This is a genomic window from Roseococcus sp. GW821-FHT12F05 (assembly GCF_058806835.1).
Genome location: NZ_JBXAQB010000043.1, coordinates 1 through 2,674, shown reverse-complemented (window position 1 = coordinate 2,674; position 2,674 = coordinate 1). Strand labels below are relative to the sequence as shown.

At 75.2% G+C, this 2,674-nt stretch carries 2 protein-coding genes; both read right to left on the bottom strand.

Going from position 1 to position 2,674, the window contains the following annotated elements; all coding sequences use genetic code 11:
• Positions 1-186: 186 nt before the first annotated feature.
• On the bottom strand, positions 187-1,386 hold the full coding sequence (locus tag AC1ROY_RS33955; protein ID WP_493153377.1) for a DUF1501 domain-containing protein: 1,200 nt from the start codon (positions 1,384-1,386) through the stop codon (positions 187-189).
• The coding region (locus tag AC1ROY_RS33950; RefSeq protein WP_493153376.1) for a DUF1800 domain-containing protein at positions 1,383-2,674 on the bottom strand (1,292 nt) is incomplete at its 5' end. The genes AC1ROY_RS33955 and AC1ROY_RS33950, both read right to left, overlap by 4 nt.

Sequence of the window (2,674 nt, the reverse complement as noted above, 5' to 3'; positions counted from 1 at the left end):
GGCGCGACCTGGGCCGAGAGCCAGGCCGAGGGGTCGGCCGGCAGGGGTGCTTCGGGGCGGGCCCCGAGGCCGAAGCGGATCGCAGCATGGGCGGCGGCCGGCGTCATGGCGGCCGGACCATGGCACGCCGCCCCTTGATTGTATGCGTCGAAATGCGATCAGCTTTGTCGCGTTGGTCGCGCCGGGTCAGGCGCGGCGGTCGACGAGCCCCGTCAGCGGCGTGGCGTCGGCGCTTTCGGGAAAGGCGCGGGCCAGCGCCGCCGCCTCCAGCCCGAGATGCCCGGCCAGCAGCCCCTTCGCGACCCGGCGCAGGTCCATGGTCGGGGCGAGGTCGCGGTTCTCGAAGAGCCGATCGGGGGAGAGGCCCGGCCAGTCCGCCAGCACGCGACCGCCGCGCACGGCCCCGCCCAGCAGGAAGGCCACGCCTGCCGTGCCGTGGTCGGTGCCGTTTGTCCCGTTGATGCGGGCCGTGCGGCCGAACTCCGTCATGACCAGCACGGCCGTCTGCGACCAGGCCGGGCCCAGCCCGCCGCGCAGCGCGTCCAGCCCGTCATCGAGGATCCGCAGCGTATTGGCGAGCCGCGGCGCCTGGGCCGCATGCGTGTCCCAGCCACCCAGCTCCATCGCCGCAACGCGTGGCCCGCGCGGATCGGCCAGCAGCCGCCCGGCCGATCCCGCCAGGGTCACGAAGCCATTCGCGCCCCGCGGCGGCGGCTCTTGCCCTGCCAGCACCTCGGCCGAGAAGCCGCGCGCGCGCAGCCCTTCGGCGAAGGCCGGGCCGAGCTGCGGGTCGGCCGCGTGCCAGCGCGCGAGCAGGGTCAGCGCCTCGGCATCGGGCCGGCTGCGCGCCTGCGCCGCGAAGCTGCCGACGCGGGCCGGGCCGCGCAGCAGCAGCGGCACGTCGAGCCCGGCCGCGAGGCCGCGCCGCGCGCTACCGGCCGGCTCGCCCGGCATGGTGGCGAGCGCGCGGTTGAGCCAGCCATCCTGCAGCCGGTGCGTGGCGCCGCTCTCGAGCAGGTCCTGCGCCTCGAAGTGGCTGCGGCTCCGCCAGGGGCCGGCGACGGCGTGCAGCACCATCGCCTGGTCCGCGGCATAGAGCGCATGCAGCTTCGCCAGCGAGGGATGCATCCCGAAGCGCCCGCCGAGGTCGAGCACGCCGCCCTCCCGGCCCGGCTCCGGCAGGGCGAGCGGGCCGCGCAGCGCGGCGAAGTCGGGATCGCCATAGGCGGGCACGGCGGAGAGCCCGTCCATCGCGCCGCGCAGCAGCACGACGACGAGGCGCTTCTCGCCGGGCGGGCCGTCGGCGAAGGCCAGGCGCGAGCCGCCCAGCGCCATCGCGCCGCCGAGGCCGAGGAGGAAGGAGCGTCGTTGCAGGTTCAGGCTCATCGGCGTTGCGCCTCCGGGCTGGCGAGCAGCAGCAGGATGCCCTCGCGGACCGATCCGGCGCGGCGGGCGGCGGTGGCCGTCTCGGCATGGGCGAGGGGGCCGAGCAGGGTCTCGCCGAGCATCGCAGGCTCCACGCCGCCCGACGCGGCGGCGCGGCCGGCGACCTCGCCCGCCCAGTCGAGCCGGCGCATGAGCTGTTCCGGCGCGGCCCATTCGCTGGCCTCGTCGGGCCAGCCGATCGGCGCGGGCGCGGTCCAGAGCGGCTGGTTCAGCCGGGCGATGGTGCCGAGCAGCAAGGGGGCGGCCTCCGCGCCGAGGCCGAGGGCGCGGATCACGGCGATGGCATAGTCCTGCCCGCTGCGGACCTTGCGCAGCGGCGCATGCGCCTCCGGCGTGGCGATCACCGCGCGGGCGGCGGCGGCGAGGTCGCCTCCGCTGTCGCGCAGCGCCGCCTCGATGCGCGCCACGGCAGGCTGGGGCGGCACGTCGGCCACGAAGTGACGGGCGAGCTTCGCTGCCAGCGCGCGATGGGTGGAGGGATGGTTCGCCAGGAAACGCAGGGCCTGGACGCCGCCTTCCTCGCCCTCGGGAAACTCACGGCCCATCAGGCGCTTTCCCCCGGGCTCATGCGCCCGGGGGCGGAAGAAGAAGCCGTCGACTTCGGAAAACTGTTCACCGCGGCCGTTGGACCAGCCGGTGAGGATGCGGGCCAGCGAGGTCACGTCCTCCTGGCCGTAGCCGGCGGCCGGCGTGACCGTGTGCAGCTCCATGCACTCGCGGGCCAGGTTCTCGTTGAGGCCGCGGTTGAGCCGCTGCCCGGCAGGGCTGTCCGGGCCGACGGAATTGGCCTGATCCAGATAGAACAGCATCGCCGGATGATGGTAGGCGGCGAGCAGCATCTCCTCGAAGCGGCCGAAGGCATGGGGGCGGATCGCCAGCCGCTGGTAGTTCCCCAGCAGGGCTGTGGTCCGGCCGGCGCGGCGGCTGACGGTGAGGTGGTTGGTCCAGAAATTCGCCCAGCGCTCGGCGAAGGGCGCGTCCGCAGTCAACATGCGCATTGCCCAGGCTTGGGCTTCAGCGCGAAAGACATCACCGAACGCTTGGCTCATGGGATCGCGGCGCCGCTCCCGGATGGCGGCGAAAGCGTCGGCGATGCTGGGGCCGGGCGCCTCGGGCAGAGGCCGGATCTGGGCGGTCAGCCAGGGCCGCGGGTCAGACGGCACCGGCGCCTCGGGGCGGGCCCCGAGGCCGAAGCGGATCGCGGCATGGGCGGCGAGCGGCGTCATGG